Below are 20,270 nucleotides of genomic sequence, written 5' to 3' on the forward strand. Positions count from 1 at the left end.
ATGAGCGGGCACCGGCATATCGACTTGCCGGTGCTCGTCCTCTTGGGTCTGTCGATGGGAGCGGGCGCGGTGCTGGACTACTGGCAGGGAGATCTTCAGGCGGTCAGCTTGGCGTCTTTTGGCGTGGCTCTGGCCCTGATCTTCTACGGTCTTTTTCTGCCGCCCTTGCTGCGCGAAAGCGCCCTGCGGGCCCTTGCCTTCATCCCACCTTTCCTGATCGTCGGCGCCCTGGCCGTCTTCGTGATCCTGACCTTCGCCCCGCCCAAGGCACATGAACGGATCTACCCCGCCCTGCTGGCCGGGATCGTTGTGGTTTTGGGGTGGTTCGTGACCTTCCTGATCGGAGAGTTTCGCGATGAACGCCTGCTCGACCGGACGCGGCGCGACACGCTGACGGCCCTGCGTCACGAGATCTTCGCGCTGGTCGACAAGCTCGACAATCAGGACATCTGGGCCAATGCCGAGAAGGTTCAGGCCAGGATCCTAAGTGGTGACGATGAGGATGGAGAGCCGATCCCCTATCATCCTTTCGCGACGATGGAGAGCCAGCCTGTCGTGTTCGAGGCGGTCTCGGGCTCTATCCCCACGATCAAGGCCGATACGGTCGGGGCGATCGTGCGCTTTTACGCCGAGTATACCGACCTGCGGTGCATGGTTGAGGATAGCCGGGAGGAGAGCGCCAGATGCATGTCGCCCGAGCGGCGCGTGTCCTTGCACAAACAGTTGACCAAGCGTCGGGCCAGCACCCTGAGCTGGGGATTGAAAGCGCTGGAAGAGATTGGCCGGGATCTGGGCGAGTCAGACTACAAGAGCATCAACCGTTCTGGAAAGAACGAGCGAATCACATCCGAAAGCACGGGTGAGCCCGATGAAAATGTGTGATTTCGCAATCCCTTACGGGCGTTCAGATGTCGCCGCTGATCGGCTGACCCGGGGATTTCTTCGGCTGGTTGCTTTGGGCGCGCATGACACGTTCTCCGCTTTGCATGGCATAGAGATAGTCCTGACGAGTAAAAAAATCAACAATCCTGACGCAGAGGCGCAGCGCGCCCAAGCCGTCTGGCCGGGGCCACGGCGGCGCCTCGAGCCGGTAGAGTTCAGCGTAAATCCTCTGCTTAAGCTCTTTGAGACGGCTTTGGTCCATGCAGGCCCCGTGGCGGGGCAGGCCCGCCGGGTGGCATGGGGCCAAGACGCATATGGACATCATCTTGCATATCGGGGCGCATCGCTGCGCGACGGGCTCTTTGATGGCCTATCTGGAGGGGAATGCACCGGCGCTGGCGGCGCAGGGGATTGCCGTCTGGGGGCCGCAGAGGGCGCGGGGCGGGGTGCTGGCGGGGGTGATCCCCGGGCCGGGGCCGCTGAGTGCCGCGCGCCAGTGCGCCCGGGCGGCGGGGCGTATCGCGCTGCATCTCGACAGGGTCGAGCGGCAGGGGGCGCGGCATCTGCTGATCTCGGCGCCGCATCTGCTGGGCGCGCCTGCGGCGGCGCTGCGGGCCGGGCGCCTCTACCCCTGGGCGGGGGCGCGGCTGGCGCAGGTCGTGGCGGGGTTTGGCGGACGGCTGGACCGGATCGTGCTGACGATCCGCGCGCCCGAGGCCTACTGGCGCTCGGTCATCGCGATGACGGTGATGCAGGGCCATGCCCTGCCGGACCCGGCGGCGCTGGCCCGGCTGGCGGCGCAGCCGCGCAGCTGGCAGGATTTGATTGCCGAGCAGGCCGAGGCGGCGCCTGGGGTCGACCTGCTGATCCTGCCGCACGAACGCTTCGCCGCGCTGCCCGACCGGCGCCTGGCGCAGATGCTGGCGCCCTCGGGCGACCCGGCCACCCCGGACCTGGCCCTGCCGCCCGACCGGCAGCGCCCCTGGCGCAACCGGGGGCCGGAGGCCGCCGCGCTGCACCGGGCGCTGGCCCTGGACGGGGCACCGCCGCCCGCGCCCGCCGTCCCGTGGTGTCCCTTCACGCCGCCGCAGCGCGCGGCGCTGGAGGAACGCTATCACGACGATCTTTTCTGGCTTCATGCCGGCGCCCACGGGCGGGCCCGGCTGGCCACCGACCCCTGGCCGGACGCGACCCCGGGGCCGGACATCTTCCGCAGCAACCGACAGGCGCCCGCCGGGGCGCCGCAGACAGGACCACATGGCGTGGCGCAGACGGGCAGGATAGACCCGCGCGCGCGCCTCAGGCAAAGAGGACAAGGCGATGACATCGAAGAAGGACGCATGGGCCAAGCGGGCTGAGAAAGAGCTGCGCGGTCGTCCGCTGGAGGATCTGACCTGGCATACGCTGGAGGGGATCGACATCAAGCCGCTTTACACCGAGGAGGACGTGAAGGACCTGCCGCACCAGGGCACCATGCCCGGCGAGGCGCCCTTTACCCGGGGTGTGCGCTCGACCATGTACGCCGGCCGCCCCTGGACGATCCGGCAATACGCGGGCTTCTCGACGGCAGAGGAATCCAACGCCTTCTACCGCCGCAACCTGGCTGCCGGTCAGCAGGGGGTTTCGGTGGCCTTCGACCTGGCCACGCACCGCGGCTATGACAGCGACCACCCCCGCGTGGTGGGCGATGTGGGCAAGGCCGGTGTGGCCATCGACTCGGTCGAGGACATGAAGATCCTCTTCGACGGCATCCCGCTGGACCAGGTCTCGGTCTCGATGACCATGAACGGCGCGGTGATCCCGATTCTGGCGAACTACATCGTCGCCGGTGAGGAACAGGGCGTCGACCGCGCGCTGCTGTCCGGCACCATCCAGAACGACATCCTGAAAGAGTTCATGGTGCGGAACACCTACATTTATCCGCCCGAACCCTCGATGCGGATCATCTCGGACATCATCGAATACACCTCGAACGAGATGCCGAAATTCAACTCGATCTCGATTTCCGGCTACCACATGCAGGAAGCGGGCGCGAACCTGGTGCAGGAGCTGGCCTATACCCTGGCCGACGGGCGCGAATATGTCCGCGCCGCCATCGAGGCCGGGATGGACGTGGACAAGTTCGCGGGCCGTCTGTCCTTCTTCTTTGCCATCGGCATGAACTTCTTCATGGAGATCGCCAAGCTGCGCGCCGCGCGCACCCTGTGGTATCGCGTGATGGAAGAGTTCGGGGCCAAGAACGACCGCTCGAAGATGCTGCGCACCCACTGCCAGACCTCGGGCGTGTCGCTGCAAGAGCAGGACCCCTACAACAACGTCATCCGTACGGCCTATGAGGCGATGTCGGCGGTCCTGGGCGGCACCCAGTCGCTGCACACCAACGCCCTGGACGAGGCGATCGCCTTGCCCACCGACTTTTCGGCCCGCATCGCCCGCAACACCCAGCTGGTGCTGCAAGAAGAGACCGGGGTGACCAAGGTCGTGGATCCCCTGGCGGGCTCTTACTACATCGAAAGCCTGACCGAAGAGCTGATCGAAAAGGCCTGGGCCCTGATGCAGGAGGTCGAGGAGATGGGCGGCATGACCAAGGCCGTCGCCTCGGGGATGCCGAAACTGCGCATCGAGGAAAGCGCGGCCCGGCGTCAGGCCGATATCGACCGCGGCAAGGAAGTCATCGTCGGGGTCAACAAGTACCGCAAGGACAAGGAAGACCCGATCGACATCCTGGATGTCGACAACGTCAAGGTCCGCGAAAGCCAGATCGCGCGGCTGGAACAGATCCGCGCCACCCGCGACGAGGCCGCCTGCCAGGCTGCCCTGGACGAGGTGACGCGACGCGCGAAGGAAGGCGGCAACCTGCTAGAGGCCGCCGTGGATGCCGCCCGGGCCCGGGCCTCTGTTGGAGAGATCAGCATGGCGATGGAGAAGGAATTCGGCCGCCACCAGGCCGAGGTGAAGACCCTCGCGGGCGTCTATGGCGCCGCCTATGAAGGCGACGAGGGCTTTGCCGCGATCCAGAAATCGGTCGAGGCCTTCGCCGAGGAAGAGGGGCGCCGCCCCCGGATGCTGGTGGTGAAGATGGGCCAGGACGGCCACGACCGCGGCGCCAAGGTGATCGCCACCGCCTTTGCCGACATCGGTTTCGACGTCGACGTGGGCCCGCTGTTCCAGACCCCGGAAGAGGCCGCGCAGGATGCCATCGACAACGACGTGCACGTCGTGGGCATCAGCTCTCAGGCGGCGGGGCACAAGACCCTGGCGCCGCAGCTGATCCAGGCACTGAAGGACAAGGACGCGGGCGATATCATCGTGATCTGCGGGGGCGTGATCCCGCAGCAGGATTACGAGTTCCTGAAAAATGCCGGTGTCGCCGCGATCTTCGGCCCCGGCACCAATATTCCCAATGCCGCCCAGGACATCCTGCAACTGATCCGCGCCGCCAAGGGCTGATCGCGCGTGGCGCCTGCGCCGGGCGGTCCGCCCGGCGTCGCGCCTTCGCGGCCTAAAACATCGGGGGCGGGCCTTGATCGGGCCCGCCCCCGCGCCATTCTTGAGGGCAGCCACCCTCAAGGAGACCTGCCCATGCCCCGTATCCTGGGACTTTCCGGCTCGCTGCGCCGCGCCTCGTTCAACGCCAGCCTGCTGCGCGCCGCCGCCCGCCTGGCCCCTGAAGGGACCGAGGTGGATGTGCGCGGCATCCAGGGCGTGCCCCTTTACGATGCCGACCTGGAGGCCCAGGGCACCCCGCAAGCCGTGCTGGACCTGCGCGCGGCCCTGGCAGAGGCCGACGGCCTGCTGCTGGTCTCGCCCGAGTACAACAACGGCATTCCCGGCCCCTTCAAGAACGCCATCGACTGGATGGCCTCGGGCGCCGGGGCCGATCTCTTCAAGGGCAAGCCGGTGGCCCTGATGGGCGCCTCGCCCATGGCCACGGGGACGATCCTGGCCCAGGATCACTGGCTGCCGGTGCTGCGCACCCTGGGCACCCGTCCCTGGTTCGAAGGCCGGCTGATGGTGGGCCGCGCGCCCGAGAAGTTCGACGATCACGGCGCCTTGACCGATGCCGACACGCGCAAGCGCCTGGGCGCCTTCATGGCCGGGTTTGCCGCCGCCCTGGGCTGACGCACGCGCGCGCCCGAAATGATCGCCCCGCAGGCAGTCGCGCCGCCATGCCCGTGCGACCGGCGTGCCGCCTCTTGCCTTCGGACCCCGGGCGCGGGACAAGATCGCGACCTGCCCGGAGCTTTCCATGACCCTGACCATCCGCCCCGTCGCCCCGCGTGACTATGCCCCCCTGGCCGAGATCTTCAGCCATTACGTGCGCGAAACCACCGTCTCGCTTAGCGCGGTCGAGAAGGACGCCGCCACCATGGGCGCCTATTTCGAGGCCCGCGCGGCCCTGGGCCGGGGCAGCTTTGTCGCCGAAGAGGGGGCCGAAATCCTGGGCTATGCCACCTATGACCAGTTCCGTCCCAATGACGGCTACCGCCACACGATGGAACATACTGTCATGCTGACCGCCGCCGCCGCCGGGCGCGGCGCGGGCCGGGCGCTGATGCAGGCGGTCGAGGATCACGCCCGCGCGGCGGGCCAGCATGTGCTGGTCGGCGCGATCACCGCCGACAATGCTGCCAGCATCGGCTTTCACCAGGCGATCGGCTTCGAGATCGTCGCCCGGATGCCCCAGGTGGGCCGCAAGTTCGATCGCTGGCACGACCTGGTGATCATGCAGAAGATCCTGTGACCAGGGGGCCCGGGCCGCGACGGAACGCCTCGCTGTAACACGCTTCAAATCCCCGCGGGGCCTCGGGACAATCGCCGCGAAGCAGGCTAGGATCGCGCCCATGTCCATCTGGTCCCGCATCATCGAGGCGCTTCAGGCGCTGGCCAAGGGCGAAGCGCTGTCGGCGGTCTTCGACCGGTTGCGCACGCCGCCCGAACGCTCTGTCGCCTTCACCATCGCGGTGATCGCCCTTGGCGCCAAGATGGCCAAGGCCGACGGGCTGGTGACCCGCAACGAGGTGACGGCCTTCCGAGAGGTCTTTCGCATCCCCCCCGAGGACGAGGCCGGGGCCGCGCGGGTCTTCAACATGGCGCGCCAGGACGTGGCCGGGTTCGAGGATTACGCGACCCGCATTGCCACCATGTTCGGCCCCGAAAGCCCGGTGCTTTGCGACCTGATGGAGGGGCTTTTCGCCATTGCCGTGGCCGATGGCGAATACCACGCGGCCGAGGATGCCTTCCTCAAACGCGTGGCCGAGATCTTCGGCCTCAGCGAGGGGCAGTTCCGCCGCGCCCGCTCGCGCTTCGTGCCCGATGCCCGCCCCGATCCCTACGCGGTGCTGGGCCTGCCCGGCGAGGCCAGCGTGGAAGAGGCCCGCGCCGCCTGGCGCGCGGCGGTGCGCGAAAGCCACCCCGACCGGATGATGGCCCGCGGTCTGCCCGAAGAGGCGGTGAAGATGGCCGAAAAGCGCATGATCGACATCAACGCCGCCTGGGAGGAGATCCAGGCGCGGGATCCGGCCCACTGACGCCCGCCCGCGTCGCGGGTCTTTGAGATGTTACCCGGCGCCCCTATATTCGGGCCATGAAACAGACCCTGCTTGCCCCGCTGCTTTGCCTCTCGCTGGCCGCCCCGCTGCCGCTGATCGCGCAGGACGCGCCGCCCGATCCCGCGCCCGAAGGCGAGGGCGACAATGGCGCGCTGATGCGCGAGGGGCTGCGGCTGCTGCTGGACGGGCTGTCGGGGGGTATCGACGAGACGCTGGACGGCATGGGCGAGGCGGCGGAAGAGGCGGCACCGAAGATCCGCGATTTCGTGCTGCGCATGGGCCCGGCGCTGGCCGAGGCCCTGTCGAAAGTGGGGGATCTGGCCAATTACGAGGCCCCGGTGGTGCTGCCCAATGGCGACATCCTGATCAAGCGCCGCGACGACGCACCGCAATACGCCCCGCCGGTGCCGGGCGAAAACCCCGACGGCTCCATCGACCTCTAAATTGCCGCGCCCCCAAGAGGGACAAGGCACCGTCCCTCCTCCCATTTTTTGGCCGGAAATGTTCTCGGGGGGTCTGGGGGGCAGAAAGCCCTCCAGCCTTTCCATCTGCACCTTCGGTCAAGTCCGATGGTGGCGGGGGCCGACAGCCCCGGCCCCTCAACTCCGCGACGGCCCCAGCTTCAGCGACACCTCGGCCTTCAGCGACGAGGCGAGGGAGCGGAAGCGCGCCTCGGCCACCTCGCCGAACAGCGGCCAATGGGCCTCTGCCATGCGCAGCTCCAGCACCTTTTTCTTCGGGAACCAGCGCAGCTCGCCGATCTCGCCGTCGCGCTCGGGCCAGAGCATGGCGCCAAAGCGCATGGCCTTGCCCAGGATCTCGGCCTGCTGCTGTTCCTCTTCGCTCAGTAGATCGTAGAGCTCTTCAAAGGCCGTGCCCTCGCGCCGGTTGCGGTAGCGATGCAGCAGGGCCAGGCCGAGGAAGACCCGTTCGGCGTGTTTCAGCCCGCCCAGGTTGGCGCGGGTGGCATTGTCGAAACAGACCTCGGCGCGATAGTCGGGGTGCGCCCGCCAGGTCACGTCGTGCAGCAGGCAGGCGGCCTTCACCAGGCGCAGCCGCTCGGGCTTGGCGGATTTGAACAGCGGCTGGATGAAATTATACAGCGTCCGGCCAAACCCCGGCAGGCGCGCGTCCTTCTGTTCCGCAAAGCGGCAGCTTTCGATCAACGGATCGCGGTCGCGCAGGTGCTGCGGCATCTGTTCATAGAGCAGCCCCTCGCGGATCCCGTAGGACGACACCGCGATGTCATGGGGCTTGTAGCGTTTCACCAGCTCCAGCAGCACTTCCGACGCCATGGGCACCAGCGCCATCCGGGTAGAGGACAGCGAGCAGCGCTTGCGCAGCGCCTCGGGGTCCTGCTTGGCGATCCAGGCGACGGTGTCGCGCACCGTCTTGGCGGTCATGCGGTATTCGTGCAGCACATGCAGCGGGTAGCCGCGCCGCTCCATGTCGATCCGCGCGATGGCCCGCCAGGATCCGCCCACCAGGAACAGGCGGTTGCGGTCGGCGGGGATCACCTCGGTCAGCTTGTCGATCTCGGCCTTGATATAGGCCTTGCGGCCCTTCTTGCCGCCCTTCACATCGGCCAGCTTCAGCGGGCCCAGGGGCGAGGTCTCGCGGTCGCCGACGCGGCCATCGTTGATCCGCGCCAGCTCCATGGACGAGCCGCCGATGTCACAGACCAGGCCATAAGAGCCGGGCCAGCCCAGAAGCACGCCCTGGGCCGACAGCCGGGCCTCTTCCTGGCCGTCGATCACATGCAGGCGGATGCCGGTCTGTCGTTCTACGGCCTCGGCGAAATCGGGGCCGTCCTCGGCGTCGCGCACGGCCGCCGTGGCCACGGCGGACAGGGGCGTGGCGTCCATGCCCTGCGCCAAGAGCTGGAAGCGGTGGATCGCCGCCAGCGCGCGCTTGCGCCCCTCGGGGTTCAGGCGGCCCGTCTCGGACAGACCGGCGCCCAGGCCGCACATGATCTTTTCGTTGTAGAAATAGGCCGGGCTGCGCGCGGCGCCGTCGAACACCACCAACCGGACCGAGTTCGAGCCCACGTCGACCACGCCGACACGGCTGAGTGCGCGCGCCTCGGGGTTGTCGAAAAGCGGGCGCCCGAACGGGCCCCAATCGGAAACACTTGGCTGGTTATCCCCATCCATCACTGGCGGACCCCCGGTCTGTCTGAATGTTTATGTGCAAAGCGGCGGGTCGGGGTCAACCGATCGCTGTCTCATGCGTCAATTGCGGCACATCCGAGGCCCCCGCCGATCCGCGCCCCGACAGCGACGGATTTTCCATGAAGAAGCGGTGACAGTTGAAGGCGGTGCCATCGGTGGGTCGGTCGGCGCGCAGGAAACGGCCATCGGGCTGCATCACCCAGCTTTGCGCGGTGTCATGCAGGTTGGCCGCCAGGATCTGGCGCACGATCTGGTCCTTCACCGTCTGGGTCTTGCATTCCACCAGGGTCTCGACCCGACGGTTCAGGTTGCGCCCCATCCAGTCGGCGGAAGAGAAGAACACCCGCGCCCCGTCGGACGGCAGGCCGCCGCCATTGCCGAAACAGACGATGCGCGAATGTTCCAGGAAGCGCCCGACGATGGATTTCACCCGGATGTTCGGCGACAGCCCCTCGATACCCGGGCGCAGCCCGCAGATGCCCCGGATCACCAGGTCGATCTTCACCCCGGCCTGGCCCGCGGCATAAAGCGCGTCGATCACATCCGGTTCGATCAGCGAGTTCATCTTGGCCCAGATCGCCGCGGGCCGCCCGGCGCGGGCATGTTCGGCCTCTTCGCCGATCATGCGGATCAGGTCGGATTTCATCGTCAGGGGCGAGATCGACAGGTTCTCCAGCTTCTCGGGCTGGGCATAGCCCGAGAGGTAGTTAAAGACCCGCGCCGCGTCGCGCCCCAGCCCCGCATCGCAGGTGAAGAAGGACAGGTCGGTGTAGATCCGCGCGGTGATCGGGTGGTAGTTGCCGGTGCCGTAGTGGGAATAGGTCACCAGATCCTGCCCCTCGCGGCGGACCACGGTGGAAATCTTGGCATGGGTCTTCCAGTCGACGAAGCCATAGACCACATGGGCCCCCGCGCGTTCCAACACGCGGCTTTGCTGGATATTGGCGGCCTCGTCGAAGCGCGCCTTCAGCTCGACCAGGGCGGTGACCGATTTGCCCGCCTCGGCGGCCTCGCACAGCGCATCGGTGATGGGCGAGTTCTTGGACGTCCGGTAGAGGGTCTGCTTGATCGCCACCACGTCCGGGTCCTGCGCCGCCTGGCGCAGGAAACGGACCACCATGTCGAAGGTCTCGTAGGGGTGGTGCAGCAGCATGTCCTTCTGGCGGATCGCCGCGAACATGTCGCCGTCGTGGTCCTGCACCCGTTCCGGCACCCGGGGGGTGAACTTGGGCCACAGCAACTCGGGGCGGTCGTCGGTGACCAGTTCCGACAGCGAGGCGATGCCGATCAGCCCCTCGACCTCGATCACCTCGTCCTCGATCACCCGCAGCTCGCGCTTGATCACCCGTTTCAGCGGCTCGGGCGCGCCCGCCGACATCTTCAGCCGCACCACCTCGCCGCGGCGGCGGCGTTTCAGGGCGGTCTCGAACTCGCGCACCAGATCCTCGGCCTCTTCCTCGATCTCCAGGTCGCTGTCGCGCAGCACACGGAAGGTGCAGTGGCCGGTGTCGCGATAGCCCGGGAACAGCCGGTCGAGGAAGACCAGCAGCACCTCTTCCAGCGGCACAAAGCGGATCTCGCCCTGGGGCGCGGGCAGGCGCAGGAAACGGTCGATCTGATGCGGGATCGGCAGCAGGGCTTGCAACGGGCGGCGGTCGCGCTTGCGTTCCAGTTGCAGGGCCAGGCTGAACCCGAGGTTGGGGATGAAGGGGAAGGGGTGCGCCGGGTCGATGGCCAGGGGCGACAGCACCGGGAAGATCCGGGTCAGGAAGATGTCACCCAGGTGGTCGCGGTCGGCATCGGTCAGGTCGTCGCGGCTGAGGATGTGGATCTCTTCCACCGCCATCAGGCGGCGCAGGTCCGACAGCACCTTCTGCTGATGCTCCAGCAGGCGGCGGGCGTCCTCGTTGATCTTCACCAGTTGTTCGGCGGGGGTCATGCCGTCGGCGGCGGGGTTGGTATTGCCCGCCTTTGCCAGCTCGCGCAGGCCCGCCACGCGGACGGTATAGAACTCATCTAGATTGTTGGCGCTGATCGACAGGAACCGCAGCCGTTCCAGCAGCGGCACCGAGGGGTTCTCGGCCTCTTCCAGCACTCGCCAGTTGAACCCCAGCCAGCTGAGCTCGCGATTGTAGAACCGGCCCGGGCCGGTCAGGTCAAGCGCGGGCATGGCCACGGGGGCGGGGGTCGGCTGGTTCAGGAAGTCTGCGTCGATCATGGCACCTGCATCAGGCAAAAGTGTAACGGTTTCATCGCGGAACGCGCGAAATAGTCAGCAATTTTGCCCAAGTCTAGGCGCGATCGCTGTCCTCCGCCAGACGCTCGAGGACGCGGGCGGCCATGGCGCGGGTCACCGGGCGCTGTTCGGCCAGCGATTGCGCATCCAGGGCGGCGGCAATGCGCCCGGCGGCGGTGAAGGACCGTTCGATCCGGCGCAGCAGGTAGGGAATGACATCGGGATGCGGGATCACCTGGCGGTCGGCAAAGAACTTGCCCAGAAGGGCGCCCAGCAGGGCGTCGTCGGGGGCGTCCAGCATCACCGCCGGGCAGGCCTGCATCCGGCTGGCCAGGTCGGGGATGACCAGCGGCCAGCGCGCGGGGGCTGTGTCGGCGGTGACCAGCAGCGAGTTGCCCTCGGCCAGCACCAGGTTGTGAAGGTGAAACAGCGCCTCTTCCGCTGCCCGGTTTCCGGCGATGCGCGGCACGTCCTCGACCGCGACAGAGCTGCGCGCCAGGGCCGGCACATCGGCGCGCGGCAGGTCGCGCGCATCCAGAAGAGGCGCGCCCGCGCGGGCGGCCCAGATATGCGCCAGGTGGGTCTTGCCCGCGCCACGCGGCCCGATCAGCGCCATCTTGCGCGCGCTCCAGCCCTCGGGCCAGCTGTCCAGCATGGCAAAGGCCATCTGATTGGGCCCGCCCAGGATGAAATCCTCACGGCGCATGAGGCCCTGCGGGATGCGCAGGTCCAGGGGCTTTTGCTCGTCGCTCATCGCTTAGCCCTGCTGGTCGTCCGCGGCGGCGGTGTCGCTGTCCCAGGGGTCGTCGCTGACCCCGCGATACAGCTTGCTCTGCCGGTACTGGCCGACGATGAAGCGGGCGATCACGCCGATGGCGGCGGCCAGGGGCACGGCGGCCAGCATCCCGACGAAGCCGAACAGGGAGCCGAAGACCGACAGGGCGAAGATCAGCCAGACCGGGTGCAGCCCGACCGAAGAGCCGACCAGTTTCGGGGTCAGCACATTGCCCTCGATCACCTGGCCCAGCACGAAGATGCCGGTGACCAGCCCGATGGACAGCCAGTCGCCCCAGAACTGGAACAGCGCCAGCCCGATGGCCAGCACGCCGCCGGTCAGCGCGCCCACGTAGGGGATGAAGGTCAGGATCCCCGCCACGGCGCCGATCACCAGGCCGAAATTCAGCCCCGCCAGCATCAGCGCCCCGGCGTAATAGGTGCCCAGGATCAGGCAGACCGAGCCCATGCCACGAATGAACCCGGCCATCGAGCGGTCGATGTCACGGGCCAGGGCGCGGATCGTGGGCGCATGGTCGCGGGGCAGCAGGCTGTCGACCTCGGCCACCATGTTGTCCCAGTCGTAAAGCAGGTAGAAGGCCACCACCGGCACGATCACGAAAAGCGTCACGATCGAGATCAGCGAACCCACCGAGCTGAGCGCGGTGTTCAGCAGCTCGCCGCCCTTCGACTGGATCGTCTCGCCCACGGCCGACAGCGACTGGCGCAGCACCGAGCCCTCTTCGGTCAGGTCGGGGAAGCGTTCGGTCAGGAAGGCCTGAAGGTTCTGGAACAGCTTCGGCGCCGTGTCGAACAGGTCCAGCGCCTGGTTGATCGCCATCGGCAGCACCAGCAGCGCGCCCAGGATGAAGATCAGCAGCGCGCCCAGGGTGATGATCGCGGTAGCCGCCGCGCGCGAGGCGCCCCAGCTTTCCAGCCGGTCGGCCACGGGATCCAGGAAATAGGCAATCGCCATGCCCAGCAGGAAGGGCATGATCACATCCCCCAGCCACCACAGGGCCAGCAGGAACACCGCCGCGGCGACGCCCCAGTACTTCATCTGTTTGCGCACGGGCAGGGCCAAGGTCATTCTCCGGCTGGGTCACGCCCATATCTCGCCCTGTGGGGGGCATTTTTCAAGCGCTGATCGGCGGGATAGGGCATTGCCCGGGCGGGCGGCATTCAATACACCATGGCGCGACCCAACCAAAGAGGCCAAAATGCGTCTGTCCCGCTATTTCCTGCCCGTCTTGAAAGAGACGCCCGCCGAGGCGCAGATCGCCAGCCACCGCCTGATGCTGCGGGCCGGCATGATCAAGCAGGCCAGCGCCGGCATCTATTCCTGGCTGCCCATGGGCTTCAAGGTGCTGCGCAAGCTGGAAAACATCGTCCACGAAGAGCAGCAGCGCGCGGGCCATATCCCGATGCTGATGCCGACGCTGCAATCGGCGGAACTGTGGAAGGAATCGGGGCGCTATGACGCCTACGGCCCCGAGATGCTGCGCATCCGCGATCGGCATGACCGCGACATGCTTTACGGTCCGACCAACGAGGAGATGATCACCGACATCTTCCGCAGCTACGTGAAGTCCTACAAGGATCTGCCGCTGACCCTCTACCACATCCAGTGGAAGTTCCGCGACGAGGTGCGCCCGCGCTTCGGCGTGATGCGGGGCCGCGAGTTCTTCATGAAGGACGGCTACAACTTCGACCTGACCAAGGAAGACGCGCTGCACGCCTACAACCGCCACCTGGTCAGCTATCTGCGCACCTACGAACGCATGGGCCTGCAAGCCATCCCGATGCGCGCCGACGGCGGGCCGATCGGCGGTGATTACACGCACGAGTTCCTGGTGCTGGCCGAAACCGGCGAATCGGAAGTCTTCTATGACAGCGAGATCACCGATCTGACCTTCGGCGACCGCCAGATCGACTATGACGATGTGGCAGAATGCGAGGCGGTGCTGGAAGAGTTCACCTCGCGCTATGCCCGCACCGATGAGACCCACGACGAGGCGGTCTTCGCCGAGGTCCCCGAAGAGCGCCGCCGCACCGCGCGCGGCATCGAGGTTGGCCAGATCTTCTATTTTGGCACCAAGTATTCCGAGGCCATGGGCGCCACGGTGCAGGGGCCGGACGGCAAGCCGGTCGAGGTCCACATGGGCAGCCACGGTATCGGCGTCTCGCGTCTGATCGGGGCCATCATCGAGGCCAACCACGACGACAAGGGCATCATCTGGCCCGAGGGCGTGACCCCCTTCCATGTGGGCATCGTCAACCTGAAGACCGGCGACGCCGAGGCGGATGCGGCCTGCGAGGCGATCTACAAGGCCTTCGAGGCCAAGGGGCTGGAGCCGCTCTACGACGACCGCGACGAGCGCGCGGGCGGCAAGTTCGCCACCATGGACCTGATCGGCCTGCCCTGGCGGATCACCGTCGGCCCGCGCGGCCTGAAGAACGGCGTGGTCGAGCTGACCTGCCGCCGGACGGGCGAGAGCGAAGAGCTGGCCCCCGAGGCGGCCATCGAGAAGGTCGCAGGGATCTACGCCAACCTCTGATGGGTCCGAAATCTGCGGCCGGGGATGCCTCCGGCGGGAGTATTTGGGGCCATCGAATGGAACAGGGGCGGTGCCGGGCTGGCGCCGCCCTTTCTCTTTGGTGGGCGGGCCGATAGCGGCAGATCGGCCCGTTTCCCGCAGCCCCGCGCGCCCGCAAGGCGCCCTAAGCGCCGCGCCCAGCCCTGATCGGCCCGTGCCGGGCCGATGCCTCCGGCGGGGATATTTTTGGCAATGAGAAACGCAAGGGGCAACCGTCCCTCGGCCGCGACGTAGATCAACAGGCGCGGCGCCGGGAGGGCGCGCCCGTTGGCGGACTTTCCAGCCGGGGTGCCCTAAAGGCTTCGCTGCGCCCCACCCCTCTCTATTTGTTGGCCAGAAATATCCCGGGGGGAATTGAGCCGAAGGCTCAAGGGGGGCAGAGCCCCCGCTCCCGTCCCGACGGCCCGAGCTCAGTACCCCTGGCTGCGGTCCACCAAGAAGAGGAAGGGCGCGCCGGTCTCGCCGCGCGCCACGTTCTCGGCGATGATGCGAGAGGCGGTCAGGGGGCGGGTTTCCGAAGCGATATGCGGGCAGACCGTGACCTGCGGATGGGCCCAGAAGGGATGCGCGGCGGGCAGAGGTTCGGTGCGGAAGACATCCAGCGTGGCATGGCGCAGGTGGCCTGCGTCCAGCGCGGCCAGCAGGGCCTCGTCGACGATCAGCGGCCCGCGTCCGGGGTTCAGGATCACCGCGCCCCGGGGCAGCTGGGCCAGGCGGGTGGCATCCATGAGATCGGTCGTTTCGGCGGTCAGCGGCAGCAGTAGCACCAGGATCTGCGCCGTGGACAGCGCCTGGGCCAGCCCCTCGGGGCCCGACAGGCAGGTCAGCCCCTCGATGTCCTTCGGGCTGCGCGACCAGCCGGTGACCGGAAAGCCCAGCTGGGCCAGCGCCTGGGCGCAGGCGGCGCCCAGCTCGCCCAGCCCCAGCACGGTGACGGGGCGTTCCTCGGCCAGCGGCGGGACCAGCTTGGCCGCGTCCCAGTCGCCGTCCTGATGGGCCAGGAAATGGTCGATATGCAGGTGATGGCGCAGCGCATGGCCCGTCACCCATTCCACCATGCCCCGGGTCAGCCCGTGATCCACCATGCGGCACAGAGGCCGGGTCAGGGTCTGGTTGCCGACGATGGCTTCGACCCCGGCCCAGAGGTTCAGAACCGCCTTGCAGCGGGTGTAGGGGGTGAAATCCTGCACCGGCGAATTGGGCGCATAGACGATGTAATCGACCGCCTCGGGCGGGAAATCGGTGCGCAGGTCCACCGCCAGATCGCGGGCGGCGAAGGCCTCGGTCAGCGGCGCGCGGTATTCCGTCCAGCGTTGTTCGGTGGCGGCGAAGAGGACGTTGATCATGGGCTTCCTTTCGGTGTCGCGCCAAAGCTAGCAGGGCGCGCTGCCGCTGCCAAACGGCCCGCGCCCCCGAAGAGGGACCGCAGGGACCGAAGCGGGCTCAGCCCTGCCGCTGGCGGATCAGCTGCGCCAGGGCGCGGTAGGGGTTGGCGGGCAGGGGGGCCTCTTCGCGCGGCGCCCGCAGCGTCTCGGCCAGATCCGCCAGGGCGGGCGCCTCGGCCTCAAGGAAGGCCGCCAGGCTGTCGGCGTCCTGCACGGCGCGCACCGCATCGTCCAGCAGCGGCTCGCGCGCGGCGGCCCAGAGGTCGGGGCGGCGGGCGCGGGTGATCGCCTCGGACATCTCGCGCCGCCACTTGGCAATCGCCCCGTGGTTGCCCGACATCACCACCTCGGGGATGGCGCGGCCCTGCCATTCCGGCGGGCGGGTATATTGCGGATGCTCCAGCAGGCCTTCGGAAAAGCTTTCTTCCTCGGTCGAGGCGGCATTGCCCAGCACCCCGGGCAGCAGGCGCACGGTGGCGTCCAGCATGGCCTGGGCGGCAGGCTCGCCCCCGGTCATGACGAAATCGCCCAAGCTGACCTCCTGGATGCCGAAATGCTCGATCACCCGCTCGTCCAGCCCCTCGAACCGGCCGCAGATCAGGGTCACCCCGTCGCCGCGCGCCCAGTCGCGGGCCATCTGCTGGTCGAAGCGGCGCCCGCGCGGCGAGAGGTAGACCAGCGGATGCGCCCCCCGCGCCCGGCCCCGCGCCTCGGCAATCGCGGCCTCCATCACATCGGCGCGCAGCACCATGCCCGCGCCGCCGCCCGCAGGCGTGTCATCGACGTTGCGATGCTTGCCCAGACCGTGTTCGCGCAGGTTGACCGTGTTCAGCTGCCACAGCCCGTCCTTCAAGGCCTTGCCGGTCAGGCTTTCGCCCAGAAGGCCCGGAAAGGCCTGGGGCAGCAGGGTAATCACCTGGGCGGTCCAGACACCGGCCAGGGTTTCCGGCTCGTCCATCAGGCTGCGCGGTTTCAGGGTGGCGCTGATGCTCTTGCGGCCATGGGATTTGAGGGTCATCGGCTCTCTCTCTAGGTCCGACCGTCTCTAGGCGCCGCAGGCCCGGGGATCAAGCGCGCCGGGGCCGCCCGCGCGCCGCGCTCTTCCCATTCGACGGCTAAAAATACTCACGGCGCGACGGCGGTCCGAGGTACACCGCAGGGGTCAGAAAAGCCCCTCGGGGGGATCGGCCACGATGCGGCCTGCCTCCAGATCGACGGTCGGCACCGCTTCGCGGGTGAAGGGCAGCAGGACGGTGGTGGATTGGCCCGGGGCCGCGATCTCCAGCAGGTCGCCCGCGCCATGGTCCATCACCGCGCGCACCTTGCCCAGCTCGGTGCCGCCGGTGTCGACCACGGTCAGGCCGATCAGGTCGGCGTGATAGAATTCGTCGTCGGGCAGGGCGGGCAGGCGGTCGCGCGGGGCATAAAGGCGCAGCCCCTTCAGGGCGTCGGCCTCTTCCTTGGTCTCGACCCCGGCCAGCCGCGCGGCAAAACCGTTCTTGATCGGCCGCGTCAGGCTGATGGAATAGCTTTGCGCGCCATCCTCCGAGGTCAGTGGGCTGTAGTCGGCGATCGCCTCGGGCTCGGCGCAGAAGCTTTTCAGCCGCAGCTCGCCGCGCACGCCATAGGCGCCGGCAATGGCGCCGAGGCAGATCAGATCGGAAGGGGTGTCGCGGGTCGTGTCGGTCATGCGCAGGTCACCTTGGCGAAAGTCCGGCCCGGCAGGCGGGCAGGCAGGGGCGGGACGCGCAGGATACTAGCAGTGGCTCTCGGCGAGAAGAGCCGCATTTGCCGTGCAGGCCTGCGCCACACGGTCGCGTTCGTAGACGATCCCCGCGAGGAAGGCGAGGCCGAGCAGGATCGGCAGGCGGAAGAGACGAAAGAGCATTCGAGGTCCCGGATCAGGGGTGGGCGGGCCATGGGCGGTCCCCTTGATGCTCTGCTAGGGCCAAAACGCGTCGGAAAAATGGCGATGTCGGAAAGACGGGGGCAAGGGCCGCGCACCGGCGGGGGTCCGCCGCTGGCGGGCCCGGGGGCTGCGGTTCTGATCGGCGGAAAAGGGGGCGGGCCGGGGCGTTTGCTGTCCTGGCGCGCGGCGGGGCAGGGCCCCGAGGGGACCCCGCGCCGGATGCGGCGCGGGGCATAGAGGCGCGAATTACTCCGCGGCTGCCTCTTCCGAGGCGGCTTCGGCCGCTTCGGCGGCCTTGGCGGCCTTGGCTTCGGCGCGTTCCTGAGCAGCCTTGCCCGGGGTGCCCTTCTTCAGGTTGGCACGCTCTTTCTTCTCCAGAACGCCGGCGGCTTCCAGGAAGCGCGACACGCGGTCGGTGGGCTGGGCACCCTGGCTCAGCCAGTACTGGATGCGGTCCATGTCCAGCTTGATGCGCTCTTCGCTGTCTTTCGGCAGCAGCGGGTTGTAGGTGCCCAGCTTCTCGATGAAGCGGCCGTCGCGGGGCATACGCGAATCAGCGGCGACAACGCGGTAGAAGGGGCGCTTTTTCGAACCACCACGGGCGAGACGGATTTTCATGGCCATTGGGTTTTCTCCTTCGAATGGCAGGTCGGCGCGGATGCGCCGGATGGGGTTGGGCGGCAGGGCCGCCGGGCTCGGGGGGACGGCGGGGCGCCGTCCGGGTCTTTCCGGGTGGGCGGGATTTCATCCTGCCGTTCCGGGTGGGCTGTTCAGCCCTGGTGCTGCCGGTGATGCCGGATCACCTCCTGAATGATGAAATTCAGGAATTTCTTCGCGAACTCGGGATCAAGATCCGCTTCGGTCGCGAGCTCTTCGAGGCGCGCGATCTGCGTCGCCTCGCGATTGGGGTCCGAGGGGGGAAGGTCGTGTTCGGCCTTCAGTTTCCCCACGGCCTGGGTGTGCTTGAACCGCTCGCCCAGGGTGTAGACCAGGATCGCGTCCAGACGGTCGATCGAGGCCCGGTGGCCCTTCAGCACCTCGGCGGCGCGGGCGACGACATCATCAGTCAAGGGCGTATCCTTTCGGTTTGAACAAGGGGTCCATGTAAGAGCGGATCTCCAGCTCTATCCCGTCGGCGATCTGGCTGTTGCGCAGCGCCGCCGGAGAGGGATGGCGGTAGCAATGTTCGTTGCCGTCCACCGTGGCCGCCTGGGTGTCGCGCTTGGCGCCCAGGCGTTCGCACAGGCGGATCGAGGCCAGGTTCTTGGGGTCCACGTAGGACACCGCGCCTTCCCAGCCCAGCTGGTCGTAGAAATAGCGCCGGGCCGCATGGGTCGCCTCCAGCGCATAGCCCCGGCCGGCGGTTTCGGGCCAGATGATCCAGGCCAGCTCGGCCTCGGGCCAGGTGGCGGGTTTCCAGCCGCCCGCCATGCCCAGGGGCGTATCGGTGGCGCGGTCGTGGATCATCCACATGCCATAGCCGCGGATCTGCCAGTGGCCGATCTCGGCGGCGTAAAGCATCCAGGTTTCGTAGGCGTTCAGCGGCCCGCCCATGAAGCGCGAGCGGTAGGAGCTGAAGGTGGCCTTGAAATCGGGGTAATCCTGCGGCTCGGGGCCGCGCAGGATCAGCCGTTCGGTCTCGATGACGGGGATCTGGAAGGTCATGCGCCCCCCTTCGCCACGGCGGGGTGGCGGTAGACCAGCACCGTGGTGCCGTAGAACTCGGTGCGTTCGCGCTCGACCCTGGCGCCCATCCGTTCGGCCAGGGCGCGCGAGCGGGTATTGGCCGGGTCGATGTAAGAGATCACCGCGTCCAGGCCGAAGTGATCGGCGGCATATTGGCGGGCGGCCAGGGCCGCCTCATGGGCATAGCCCTTGCCCTCGAAGCCGTCGAAGACATGCCAGCCGATTTCCGGCTCGTCCCATTGCAGATGATTGATAATGCCGACGCGGCCCACGGTCGCGCCGCTGGACTTCTCGGCCACCGTCCACATGCCGTAGCCGCGCCACATCCAATGGCCGATCACCGACAGGAAGCCGCGCCAGACCTGGTCGCGGTCGGTCACCGGCCCGCCGATATACTGCGAACGCTCGGCATCGGCCAGGAAGCTCTCGATGGCGTCGAAATCCTGCGGCGCGGGGCCGCGCAGGATCAGCCGCTCGGTCTCGATCACGGGGATCGGCAGTTGGGTGGCGCAGGTGGCAAGGGCGGTCATGCGTAGGCCTCCGCGCCGCCTTCGGCCAGGGCATCGGGGCCGGGGTGGCGATAGATCACCACCTCGTGGTCGTGCATGACAAAGGTGCCGTCGGGCGCGGCGCCCAGGCGGCGCGCGACGGCGGCCGAGCCGTGGTTTTCGGGATCCACCAGCGAGATGGCGGTGGACCAGCCCAGCACGTCATAGGCATAGGCGCGGGCGGCCTCGGCGGCCTCGGTGGCATAGCCGCGGCCCTCGTGGCCCTCGAACAGGTCCCATCCGATTTCCGGCTCGGGCCAGCCTTCGGGGTTCCACAGGCCGACCATGCCGACGGTTTCGCCGGTTGCGGTCACGTCCAGCATCCAGCGGCCATAGCCGCGCAGCACCCAATGGCCGATCTCGGTGCCCAGCTGGCGCCAGGCCTGGGCACGATCCTTCGGCCCGCCGACAAAGCGTGCGCGCTCGGTGGCGTAGAAGGCGATCAGCGCCTCGGCATCCTGCGGCCCGGGGGCGCGCAGGGTCAGGCGCGGGGTGTGCAGGGTGGGGATCGGGGCCAGGTCGGTGGTCAT

21 protein-coding genes and 1 pseudogene are annotated in these 20,270 nt (G+C 67.9%); 8 read left to right on the forward strand and 14 right to left on the reverse strand.

Features of this window, described 5'->3' with window-relative positions; genetic code table 11:
* Window positions 1-882, forward strand: a complete 882-nt coding sequence (locus ACRARE_RS10290; protein ID WP_432656347.1) for a hypothetical protein — start codon at window positions 1-3, stop codon at window positions 880-882.
* Between the two features lie 22 nt (window positions 883-904).
* Here ACRARE_RS10290 and ACRARE_RS10295 read toward each other — a convergent pair whose 3' ends face one another.
* Window positions 905-1,144: a hypothetical protein gene (locus ACRARE_RS10295; protein ID WP_432656348.1), complete on the reverse strand. Its 240-nt coding sequence runs from the start codon at window positions 1,142-1,144 to the stop codon at window positions 905-907.
* A 52-nt stretch (window positions 1,145-1,196) separates the two neighbouring features.
* Here ACRARE_RS10295 and ACRARE_RS10300 point away from each other — a divergent pair, with 52 nt between their 5' ends.
* The 6 genes from ACRARE_RS10300 to ACRARE_RS10325 all read left to right on the forward strand — a co-directional run bounded on the left by ACRARE_RS10300 (window position 1,197) and on the right by ACRARE_RS10325 (window position 6,877).
* Complete coding sequence (locus ACRARE_RS10300) at window positions 1,197-2,240, forward strand: hypothetical protein (protein ID WP_432656349.1); 1,044 nt, start codon at window positions 1,197-1,199, stop codon at window positions 2,238-2,240.
* Window positions 2,203-4,332: a methylmalonyl-CoA mutase gene (gene scpA / locus ACRARE_RS10305; RefSeq protein ID WP_432656350.1), complete on the forward strand. Its 2,130-nt coding sequence runs from the start codon at window positions 2,203-2,205 to the stop codon at window positions 4,330-4,332. The genes ACRARE_RS10300 and scpA overlap by 38 nt, the downstream gene beginning before the upstream one ends.
* A 132-nt stretch (window positions 4,333-4,464) precedes the next feature.
* Window positions 4,465-5,004, forward strand: coding sequence for an NADPH-dependent FMN reductase (locus ACRARE_RS10310; protein ID WP_432656351.1), 540 nt, complete (start codon window positions 4,465-4,467; stop codon window positions 5,002-5,004).
* 127 nt (window positions 5,005-5,131) lie between these two features.
* Window positions 5,132-5,626 carry a GNAT family N-acetyltransferase gene (locus ACRARE_RS10315; RefSeq protein ID WP_432656352.1) on the forward strand — a complete coding sequence of 165 codons (495 nt, stop codon included), beginning with the start codon at window positions 5,132-5,134 and terminating at the stop codon, window positions 5,624-5,626.
* 100 nt (window positions 5,627-5,726) lie between these two features.
* Entirely contained in the window at window positions 5,727-6,413 is a 687-nt protein-coding gene (locus ACRARE_RS10320; protein WP_432656353.1) for a TerB family tellurite resistance protein, read from the forward strand.
* 56 nt (window positions 6,414-6,469) lie between these two features.
* Window positions 6,470-6,877: a hypothetical protein gene (locus tag ACRARE_RS10325; RefSeq protein ID WP_432656354.1), complete on the forward strand. Its 408-nt coding sequence runs from the start codon at window positions 6,470-6,472 to the stop codon at window positions 6,875-6,877.
* 156 nt (window positions 6,878-7,033) lie between these two features.
* Here the strand turns inward: ACRARE_RS10325 and ACRARE_RS10330 are convergent, their stop codons facing one another.
* The 4 genes from ACRARE_RS10330 to ACRARE_RS10345 form a co-directional block, all read right to left on the reverse strand.
* Window positions 7,034-8,587: a Ppx/GppA family phosphatase gene (locus ACRARE_RS10330; protein ID WP_432656767.1), complete on the reverse strand. Its 1,554-nt coding sequence runs from the start codon at window positions 8,585-8,587 to the stop codon at window positions 7,034-7,036.
* A 55-nt stretch (window positions 8,588-8,642) separates the two neighbouring features.
* Entirely contained in the window at window positions 8,643-10,823 is a 2,181-nt protein-coding gene (locus ACRARE_RS10335) for an RNA degradosome polyphosphate kinase (RefSeq protein WP_432656355.1), read from the reverse strand.
* Window positions 10,824-10,896: 73 nt separating this feature from the next.
* The gene (locus tag ACRARE_RS10340; RefSeq protein ID WP_432656356.1) at window positions 10,897-11,595 is read right to left on the reverse strand and encodes a P-loop NTPase family protein; all 699 of its coding nucleotides are present in this window, start codon (window positions 11,593-11,595) and stop codon (window positions 10,897-10,899) included.
* A gap of 3 nt (window positions 11,596-11,598) precedes the next feature.
* Window positions 11,599-12,699: an AI-2E family transporter gene (locus tag ACRARE_RS10345; protein WP_432656768.1), complete on the reverse strand. Its 1,101-nt coding sequence runs from the start codon at window positions 12,697-12,699 to the stop codon at window positions 11,599-11,601.
* Window positions 12,700-12,835: 136 nt separating this feature from the next.
* On the opposite strand from ACRARE_RS10345, the gene proS reads away from it, so the two are divergent.
* Window positions 12,836-14,173, forward strand: a complete 1,338-nt coding sequence (proS, locus tag ACRARE_RS10350; RefSeq protein WP_432656357.1) for a proline--tRNA ligase — start codon at window positions 12,836-12,838, stop codon at window positions 14,171-14,173.
* A 449-nt stretch (window positions 14,174-14,622) separates the two neighbouring features.
* Here the strand turns inward: proS and ACRARE_RS10355 are convergent, their stop codons facing one another.
* The 9 genes and pseudogenes from ACRARE_RS10355 to ACRARE_RS10395 form a co-directional block, all read right to left on the reverse strand.
* Window positions 14,623-15,558, reverse strand: coding sequence for a 2-hydroxyacid dehydrogenase (locus ACRARE_RS10355; protein ID WP_432656358.1), 936 nt, complete (start codon window positions 15,556-15,558; stop codon window positions 14,623-14,625).
* A gap of 289 nt (window positions 15,559-15,847) precedes the next feature.
* A pseudogene (gene trmD, locus ACRARE_RS10360) lies at window positions 15,848-16,615 on the reverse strand (tRNA (guanosine(37)-N1)-methyltransferase TrmD); the annotation flags it as partial.
* Window positions 16,616-16,759: 144 nt separating this feature from the next.
* Window positions 16,760-17,287, reverse strand: coding sequence for a ribosome maturation factor RimM (rimM, locus tag ACRARE_RS10365; protein WP_432656359.1), 528 nt, complete (start codon window positions 17,285-17,287; stop codon window positions 16,760-16,762).
* 66 nt (window positions 17,288-17,353) lie between these two features.
* Window positions 17,354-17,485, reverse strand: coding sequence for a hypothetical protein (locus ACRARE_RS10370; protein WP_432656360.1), 132 nt, complete (start codon window positions 17,483-17,485; stop codon window positions 17,354-17,356).
* 267 nt (window positions 17,486-17,752) lie between these two features.
* Window positions 17,753-18,130 carry a 30S ribosomal protein S16 gene (gene rpsP / locus ACRARE_RS10375; RefSeq protein WP_432656361.1) on the reverse strand — a complete coding sequence of 126 codons (378 nt, stop codon included), beginning with the start codon at window positions 18,128-18,130 and terminating at the stop codon, window positions 17,753-17,755.
* Between the two features lie 146 nt (window positions 18,131-18,276).
* Window positions 18,277-18,576 carry a chorismate mutase gene (locus ACRARE_RS10380; RefSeq protein ID WP_432656362.1) on the reverse strand — a complete coding sequence of 100 codons (300 nt, stop codon included), beginning with the start codon at window positions 18,574-18,576 and terminating at the stop codon, window positions 18,277-18,279.
* A complete protein-coding gene (locus ACRARE_RS10385) occupies window positions 18,569-19,171 on the reverse strand; it encodes a GNAT family N-acetyltransferase (protein WP_432656363.1) in 603 nt (200 codons plus the stop codon). The genes ACRARE_RS10380 and ACRARE_RS10385 overlap by 8 nt, the downstream gene beginning before the upstream one ends.
* On the reverse strand, window positions 19,168-19,722 hold the full coding sequence (locus ACRARE_RS10390) for a GNAT family N-acetyltransferase (RefSeq protein WP_432656364.1): 555 nt from the start codon (window positions 19,720-19,722) through the stop codon (window positions 19,168-19,170). Before ACRARE_RS10390 ends, ACRARE_RS10385 begins: the two co-directional genes overlap by 4 nt.
* Window positions 19,719-20,270, reverse strand: a complete 552-nt coding sequence (locus ACRARE_RS10395; protein ID WP_432656365.1) for a GNAT family N-acetyltransferase — start codon at window positions 20,268-20,270, stop codon at window positions 19,719-19,721. The genes ACRARE_RS10390 and ACRARE_RS10395 overlap by 4 nt, the downstream gene beginning before the upstream one ends.

It is taken from the genome of Pseudooceanicola aquaeponti (genome assembly GCF_050897975.1).
GTDB lineage: Bacteria > Pseudomonadota > Alphaproteobacteria > Rhodobacterales > Rhodobacteraceae > Pseudooceanicola.

Excerpts from the sequence above, each read along its gene's own strand:
- ACRARE_RS10355 (WP_432656358.1), bottom strand. The coding sequence starts at position 15,558 with ATGATCAACGTCCTCTTCGCCGCCACCGAACAACGCTGGACGGAATAC.
- rpsP (WP_432656361.1), bottom strand. The coding sequence starts at position 18,130 with ATGGCCATGAAAATCCGTCTCGCCCGTGGTGGTTCGAAAAAGCGCCCC.
- proS (WP_432656357.1), top strand. The coding sequence starts at position 12,836 with ATGCGTCTGTCCCGCTATTTCCTGCCCGTCTTGAAAGAGACGCCCGCC.
- ACRARE_RS10385 (WP_432656363.1), bottom strand. The coding sequence starts at position 19,171 with ATGACCTTCCAGATCCCCGTCATCGAGACCGAACGGCTGATCCTGCGC.
- ACRARE_RS10320 (WP_432656353.1), top strand. The coding sequence starts at position 5,727 with ATGTCCATCTGGTCCCGCATCATCGAGGCGCTTCAGGCGCTGGCCAAG.
- ACRARE_RS10315 (WP_432656352.1), top strand. The coding sequence starts at position 5,132 with ATGACCCTGACCATCCGCCCCGTCGCCCCGCGTGACTATGCCCCCCTG.
- ACRARE_RS10300 (WP_432656349.1), top strand. The coding sequence starts at position 1,197 with ATGGACATCATCTTGCATATCGGGGCGCATCGCTGCGCGACGGGCTCT.
- ACRARE_RS10370 (WP_432656360.1), bottom strand. The coding sequence starts at position 17,485 with ATGCTCTTTCGTCTCTTCCGCCTGCCGATCCTGCTCGGCCTCGCCTTC.
- scpA (WP_432656350.1), top strand. The coding sequence starts at position 2,203 with ATGACATCGAAGAAGGACGCATGGGCCAAGCGGGCTGAGAAAGAGCTG.
- ACRARE_RS10390 (WP_432656364.1), bottom strand. The coding sequence starts at position 19,722 with ATGACCGCCCTTGCCACCTGCGCCACCCAACTGCCGATCCCCGTGATC.
- ACRARE_RS10340 (WP_432656356.1), bottom strand. The coding sequence starts at position 11,595 with ATGAGCGACGAGCAAAAGCCCCTGGACCTGCGCATCCCGCAGGGCCTC.
- ACRARE_RS10395 (WP_432656365.1), bottom strand. The coding sequence starts at position 20,270 with ATGACCACCGACCTGGCCCCGATCCCCACCCTGCACACCCCGCGCCTG.
- ACRARE_RS10325 (WP_432656354.1), top strand. The coding sequence starts at position 6,470 with ATGAAACAGACCCTGCTTGCCCCGCTGCTTTGCCTCTCGCTGGCCGCC.
- ACRARE_RS10335 (WP_432656355.1), bottom strand. The coding sequence starts at position 10,823 with ATGATCGACGCAGACTTCCTGAACCAGCCGACCCCCGCCCCCGTGGCC.
- ACRARE_RS10330 (WP_432656767.1), bottom strand. The coding sequence starts at position 8,587 with ATGGATGGGGATAACCAGCCAAGTGTTTCCGATTGGGGCCCGTTCGGG.
- ACRARE_RS10295 (WP_432656348.1), bottom strand. The coding sequence starts at position 1,144 with ATGGACCAAAGCCGTCTCAAAGAGCTTAAGCAGAGGATTTACGCTGAA.
- ACRARE_RS10310 (WP_432656351.1), top strand. The coding sequence starts at position 4,465 with ATGCCCCGTATCCTGGGACTTTCCGGCTCGCTGCGCCGCGCCTCGTTC.
- ACRARE_RS10290 (WP_432656347.1), top strand. The coding sequence starts at position 1 with ATGAGCGGGCACCGGCATATCGACTTGCCGGTGCTCGTCCTCTTGGGT.
- rimM (WP_432656359.1), bottom strand. The coding sequence starts at position 17,287 with ATGACCGACACGACCCGCGACACCCCTTCCGATCTGATCTGCCTCGGC.